This window comes from Mesorhizobium sp., assembly GCF_005063415.1.
In the GTDB taxonomy this organism is placed as follows: domain Bacteria; phylum Pseudomonadota; class Alphaproteobacteria; order Rhizobiales; family Rhizobiaceae; genus Mesorhizobium.
Genome location: NZ_SUEG01000007.1, coordinates 1 through 5886 on the forward strand (window position 1 = coordinate 1; position 5886 = coordinate 5886).

Here is a 5886-nt window from a genome sequence, read left to right on the forward strand (position 1 = left end):
GTCAAGGATGCAGCCGGCGATGTGCCTGGCTGGATGTGGATGCTGGCGATCGCCGCCGTCGCCGTCAGTGTGCCGTTCCTGCCATCGACGCCGCCGACCTCGGTATAGCCGAGATCCCTGAGCTGCTGCTGGACGCGCTCGATGGTTTCCTTATCGATGGCCGGCGCGGGCGCAGGAGCGGGTTTGGGCTTGGCAGGCGCCACCGGAGCGGGAGCGGCAGGAGCAGGCTTGGCTGACGCCGTCGCGGCCTTGACGAACGCTGCTTCGATCCTCCATGGCGTCGTGTCGTCCTGGAACTTGTCGAGCACCGAAACGTGAAGGTGCTTGGTGTGCTTGTTCGGCCCCGTGTAGTTGCGTTTGGCCCACGGCCGCGGTCCGCCATTGCCGGCGATGATCTTGCCGTTGCAGATCAGGTAGCTGACGCGCCGGTCCTTCGACGCAATGATGGCGTCGCAAAGCTTCTGGATGTCGACGCCGTTCTTCGGGTCGTGGGTGATATCCAGCGCGTCGACCGTGCCGTCCGGCTCCGGATTGTGGTCGGACTTGCGCATCGAGTGCTTGGCGTCGCCGAGCCAGCCGTCGGAAATCCTGCTGCGCTTCGGCGCCAGCTTGTTGACCTGGCTGCGCAGTGTATCGAGACTCTTGGTGATGCGGGCTGCTGGCCTCTTTGCCATGGCAATTCCTTTCCGCCCTCGCGGGCAGGTTGTGCAGTTTCGGATTTTTCGGTAGGGATTTCAGCCTGTTCGGGAGGCTTAATGCTCAATTTCTATGTGGCCAAGATGCGCGGCGACGATGTGAAGGCACTTGCGGCCGTGCATGCTCGCAGCGATATCCTTGCGGCACTCGCTGGGTCCGACAAACCAATTAAGCCTGGCCGAAAGCCAAAAGACCCTGATGCCCCGTGGGTGCTCGTGACCCACATCGCCAGCGGCCGGACCAGCGAGTTTCTGTTTGCGTGACTTGCAAAGAGGATCGGCTTGCCGCAAATGTCGGCTAGCGATGCAAAGGATAGCTGTGGTGACAAACACGGACTTGCCGAGAGAGCGGACCGATCTCCGGTTTTCGGTCCAGTGCATCGATAACCGGCGAATTCCGATGGCGATGCTGCAAACGAATGACGAGGAAGAGGCAAGAGGAAAGTTCGAAGACCTCTGCGCTCATTTCTACTGGCGGCACCTTTTCCTCGTCGATGGAGGGCACATCGTTGAAGATCGGCCGGCGCTGAGACCACGCGGAGAGAACTAAATGCCGTTCGTTCCACCCTTCTTATATCGCATGGCCGGCATAAAAGCAGGCGACGGCACCAAGATGAGCGTCCGGAGCGTCCGCACCGCTCGAAACGGCCATCATACGATCGGCGGAGGTTCCAATCTCAGTTGTTATTTTTCGTATGATCGCCCTGAGGCACAAATCACGATCGGCGACCGCAGCTATATTGGCAAAAGTCATTTGGTCGCTGCTGACCGCATAACCATTGGCAATGACGTGATGATCTCGTGGGGGACGACGATCGTAGACCACAATTCTCACTCGCTCGATTGGAAGCAGCGAGCACATGATGTTGCCGGCTGGAACCAAGGCAAAAAGGACTGGTCTGGCATCGGCATCGCACCGGTCACTATCGAAGACCATGCCTTCATCGGTCTTGGTGTCACCATCCTCAAAGGCGTGACGATCGGCAAAGGCGCGGTGGTAGGTGCCGGGTCCGTCGTGACCAAGGATGTTGCCCCGTTCACCACCGTTGCCGGCAATCCGGCGCGCCTCATCCGGGCGAAATCACCCGCCCTCAAAGCAGTGTGATGCCGCGTGCCAGAAGCCTTTCCTTTGAACGAGCGTAAATCGCGGCGACCTGGCTTGCCGTCTTAGCCGCAGGGAAAACCATCAACTCGGCGAACTCGCCGCCACCCGCGTAAGCGGGCACGTTGCTGCCGATGCCGACCCGGTGGTTGGGGTCGGACAGGCCGAGCACACCCGCCTGATTGTAGGTCGGGCCGTTGCCCCAGTCGATACGACGTGCGCCAGCCGCGTCGTGGGTGACGGCAAGGAACAGCCAATCGCCGACCGCTCCAGCCGGTGGAGCTACCGCCTGTCCGTCGCCAGAGAAGTTGCCAGACGCACTACGGGAGAAGGCGACGTAGTTGGCGGCGGTCACCTGCACCATCCACAGAGGGGCGCGTGTGACGCCAGCAGGCCACCAGCCGACGATCATCGTCGTGTTGGCCAGCGCCTTGCGCTTGACGGCCAGGCAGACCGTCTGATCCCGCTTGATCTCGAACGGCGTCTGGTAGCCGTTGATGCGGTTGGTCGTTGCGTCCGCCAGCGTGAGTGTGCCCGCACCATGGGTCGGGGCGGGAGCGATGCCGGGCGAGAAGACCGCCCCGGTGCCACCACCAACCACCGATACTGTGCCCGCCGCCGTCGCGTCCGCCGAGCCGGGATCGGTTTCGGTGTAGCCGTTGACCGCGCCACCCGAGATCGAGGCAGTGAGTGTCTGCGGCACGCTTTGTCCGCTGCCGACACGGGTCAGGGTCGGGGCCACGGTGTAGCCGCTGCCGCCCGCTGTCAGCACCTGTGACAGTCGCGGGGTCATCAGATGCCCGGAAATCATGTCGGCCATGGTCGGGTTGTCGCTGCCGAACAGCCAATGCCCTTCGGCGTCGGGCTCGGCCAGCCCTTGGAACATCGGCTGAAGGGTGGACGGGTCCACGGAATAACCCGTGCCCGACACATCGAAGGGAAGTACGAGGCAGGGCCAGAAAGTGGGCATGAGGGGGGCCTATCCTGTTCTAGAAGTGGGCGAAAAGGTTTGTCCTGATCTCGGAACAGCCGAGATCATTCGGATGTGTCTGGTCACCAACAAGGCGGTCAGCGCTGTTCACCATCAAGGTCTTGCCGTCGACATAGGTCAGGTTCGGATCCGCGGCGGCGACAACGATGGCCTGCAAAACGTCGCGGTAATCTTGCAACGGATAGGTATGCGCCGTCTCGTGAGCCGGGCAGTAGAAGGCTCCGCAGAAGACCATCGGGACGGTCGGGCACAGCCCACGGAAGCCGGCCAGATACCCCTCAACAGCGGTCTTGAATGCCGCGGTCGGCACGCGGTTGGTTATGCAGTCGTTGATACCAATCGAGTAGAGCGCCTTGGCGTCGGCGATGCCCGTATCGAGGATCGCCTGCGCAACGAGTGCGCCTTGCGATGCAACCGCCGTGTTGCTGCCATTGGCCGTGTTGAGAAGCTGGCGGCCGAGGTCTGCCGCCAGCCCGAACGACCAGGTGGTGACAATGGAACTGGCCGTCATGCCATGCGTGGTGCTGTCGCCATGCACGTTTAGGATCTTGGTCGGACGAGCATCGGCAATGGCCAAAGCTGCGTTGGCCGAAAAACGTGTCTGGCGAAGCTCCATCCCGGCAGCGTAGCACCACACGATTTCGACCTTGCGCAGGCCGACCGAGCCGAAGTCGAAAGTATAGCTCTGGTCTCCCGGCGTTCCCGGGGCAAAGCCGCTGGAGAATGTGGAATGCAGCACACCGTCGACCAAGATCGCGCAGATCGTGTTGTAGGTGTCGAGCCGGGTGACGAGGTTGTTCCAGTGCACGTCAAGCTGCATGTACTGCGCGGTCGTGATGTAGCCGACGCGGGCCCCCGGCGCACAGTGCTGGAAATTATTGCCATCGTTGACAGGGCGGATGAAGCGCAATGTCTCGACGGACTGCTCCACGATCTCGGCATAGTCGGAGACGCGGCCACGAAGATCGTTGGGGAACAGCGCCTGATACTGAACGCCTGTCAGCGTGAAGGCACCGCTGAGTGTTGGCGGATCGACGCTGGTGTCCAACCACGCGAGCACGCCGCCATTCTTGCCGGCGATGATCGGTTTACGGGCATCAACGCCGACATAGTTGTGAAGACCGCGTCCCGGAATGGCGACTGCCCGGTCAATGGCTCGTAGGACGCCGACGTTCTCGGGTGCGATTTCGACGCTCTCCGATGCGAGGTTGAGAATCGCCTTGCCATCGGAAAGGCGCATGCCGAGCAACGTGCCGCCGTTCGCGCCCAGAATGATGGGCTGGACGACGGCCTGTTGTGGCAGCCGCTGAAGGCCGCCCGTGTGGTTGAATTTGGACTGCACTGCCGCGCGATCGGCGGCTGTTGCCTGCCTGTCCAGGCCGGTCGCGGTGCGATCTTGCCCGGTGGCTACGCGATCCTCGCCAGTCGCGGCACGATCCTGCCCCGTCGCCACCCGATCAAGACCGGTTGCGGTGCGATCCTGCCCGGTCTGAACACGATCAGCAGCCGTCGCCTGCGCGCCTTCTGTCGCGACCCCCGCCTGTTCGGTTGCCGCGTCGACCTGCGCGGCGCCCTGCTCCAGCAGCGTGCCCCAGAAGTTTTCCCCGGTCGCGGCCCACATGCCTGCCGTCTTCAGCCACTCGTCGCCATCGGCGCGGATGATGGCGCGATCGCCGTCGCGGCCGAAATCGGCGGTCAGTTCGGCGACATCGTCGACCGGTCGGAAGGACTGCCCGGCCGGGCCGGAGACGACGACGACATTGGGGATTTCGAGGATCGCGTTATACGACATCGCGGGTTACCGTCTCCAGAACTGGCCAGATCACTTGGTCGAGCACGATGCGGCTGTCGCCACCATCGAAGCGAGCAATATCGAAGACGACGATGGTCGAGGCGGCGAACGGCTTGGTCGCTTCCTCAGACAGGAAGAAAGCCAGCGTCGACGGCGCCTCACGTTGGATCGTCAAGGCAACAGTGTCAGCTTCGAACAGCACCGGGCCAGGCACGGCCGAGCGGAACTGCGCCACCAGCCGGCCAGTGCCGATCTGTTCGCCATCCCACAAATCCTGCGGGAATTGCAGGCGAAACTCGATATCGTAGCCTGGCCGGATCGGCTCGACATTGGGATAGACATATTTGGCCATCAGAGCGCCGCCGCGGCGGTGAAGAACGCGTCGACCTGCGCTCCCGTGAAACCAAGCGCCGTGAAGCCGGCCTGCATCGTTGTATCAGTGCGGACAAAGCTGCCGCTATTGTCATAGGCGATCTGGACAGCCGCACCCTGCGACGCGATCCAGGCTTCGACCTCGGCCAGAAGACCGGCGCTGAGAAGCTGCAGCTTGAACTGGCGTGCCGAAACCCGATCGGGAATGGCAGGCACGATCGGCGGCAGGGTGAAGACTTCGCCGTCGAACAGGAAGCCCGGGCAGACAGATTCATCGGCTTCGATAAAGCCCTCCGGCGCAGTGCCCGAACGGTCTGACTGAACGACTATGCCGTTTTCGACAAGGACGAAATTGCTCATGCGTCTCCCCAATATTTCAGGCGGGCGTAGACCTCGATCGAGCCGAAGCCGAAGGCGACACCGAGACCATCGGCACGGGTCGCCCCGGTCCGATATTCCAAGCGGTAGGCGTGCCCGCCGACGACGCCACCGCCGCCGACGGCGATGCAGCCGCTGTCCGGCGAGGAGTTTCCGTGCCCGCCAATGCCGATCGCGACTTCGGCGCCGGCTGTTACGTCGAACAGCCGTACCTGAATTGGGATAGCGTGGGCGACGACCTGCCATTCGACCCGGCCATCGTTCGCCGGCGTGAAGACGTTGCTGACCAGCGCCATCAAGCTGTAGGGGTCATAGACCTTGGTGTTGAGTGTGTGGATTGCCCAGGCGCCATTGCCGGGCGCCGAGCTGCCGCCACTGGTGCCGGACGGCTTCTGGTCTTCCAGGACAGCATCGGCCGGGCCGTTGCCGCCGCCCCACTCCGGTACGGTCGCGCCAGCGTCCATGCGCAGCGTGCGCCGCGCAGCACCCTTGGGCAGGCGCGTTAGAACTTTCGGGCCGCTGGCGTAAAACAGGTCGCCAGCTGCCACACCGGCAG

Annotated in this window: 7 protein-coding genes and 1 pseudogene; 2 read left to right on the forward strand and 6 right to left on the reverse strand. The window is 62.9% G+C overall.

Features of this window, described 5'->3' with window-relative positions:
• Window positions 1-674 (reverse strand): annotated as a pseudogene (locus tag E5W70_RS03555) (hypothetical protein); the annotation flags it as partial.
• An 81-nt stretch (window positions 675-755) separates the two neighbouring features.
• Here E5W70_RS03555 and E5W70_RS03560 point away from each other — a divergent pair.
• Together E5W70_RS03560 and E5W70_RS03565 are read left to right on the forward strand one after the other, a co-directional pair.
• The gene (locus E5W70_RS03560; protein WP_287149510.1) at window positions 756-959 is read left to right on the forward strand and encodes a hypothetical protein; all 204 of its coding nucleotides are present in this window, start codon (window positions 756-758) and stop codon (window positions 957-959) included.
• A 286-nt stretch (window positions 960-1245) separates the two neighbouring features.
• Window positions 1246-1800: an acyltransferase gene (locus E5W70_RS03565; protein WP_292654040.1), complete on the forward strand. Its 555-nt coding sequence runs from the start codon at window positions 1246-1248 to the stop codon at window positions 1798-1800.
• On the opposite strand, the gene E5W70_RS03570 is transcribed toward E5W70_RS03565, so the two are convergent.
• From E5W70_RS03570 to E5W70_RS03590, 5 genes are all read right to left on the reverse strand, one after another.
• A complete protein-coding gene (locus tag E5W70_RS03570; RefSeq protein ID WP_292654041.1) occupies window positions 1787-2707 on the reverse strand; it encodes a hypothetical protein in 921 nt (306 codons plus the stop codon). The genes E5W70_RS03565 and E5W70_RS03570 overlap by 14 nt on opposite strands.
• A gap of 79 nt (window positions 2708-2786) precedes the next feature.
• On the reverse strand, window positions 2787-4409 hold the full coding sequence (locus E5W70_RS03575; RefSeq protein ID WP_292654042.1) for a GDSL-type esterase/lipase family protein: 1623 nt from the start codon (window positions 4407-4409) through the stop codon (window positions 2787-2789).
• A 160-nt stretch (window positions 4410-4569) separates the two neighbouring features.
• The gene (locus E5W70_RS03580; protein WP_292654043.1) at window positions 4570-4932 is read right to left on the reverse strand and encodes a hypothetical protein; all 363 of its coding nucleotides are present in this window, start codon (window positions 4930-4932) and stop codon (window positions 4570-4572) included.
• Window positions 4932-5312 carry a hypothetical protein gene (locus tag E5W70_RS03585; protein WP_292654044.1) on the reverse strand — a complete coding sequence of 127 codons (381 nt, stop codon included), beginning with the start codon at window positions 5310-5312 and terminating at the stop codon, window positions 4932-4934. Before E5W70_RS03585 ends, E5W70_RS03580 begins: the two co-directional genes overlap by 1 nt.
• Window positions 5309-5886 (reverse strand): hypothetical protein (locus E5W70_RS03590; protein ID WP_292654045.1); only part of this gene is annotated, 578 nt, incomplete at its 5' end. The genes E5W70_RS03585 and E5W70_RS03590, both read right to left, overlap by 4 nt.

Bases quoted from the DNA above. Each gene is read 5' to 3' on its own strand.
- E5W70_RS03560 (WP_287149510.1), top strand. From the start codon at position 756: ATGCTCAATTTCTATGTGGCCAAGATGCGCGGCGACGATGTGAAGGCA.
- E5W70_RS03565 (WP_292654040.1), top strand. From the start codon at position 1,246: ATGCCGTTCGTTCCACCCTTCTTATATCGCATGGCCGGCATAAAAGCA.
- E5W70_RS03575 (WP_292654042.1), bottom strand. From the start codon at position 4,409: ATGTGGGCCGCGACCGGGGAAAACTTCTGGGGCACGCTGCTGGAGCAG.
- E5W70_RS03580 (WP_292654043.1), bottom strand. From the start codon at position 4,932: ATGGCCAAATATGTCTATCCCAATGTCGAGCCGATCCGGCCAGGCTAC.
- E5W70_RS03585 (WP_292654044.1), bottom strand. From the start codon at position 5,312: ATGAGCAATTTCGTCCTTGTCGAAAACGGCATAGTCGTTCAGTCAGAC.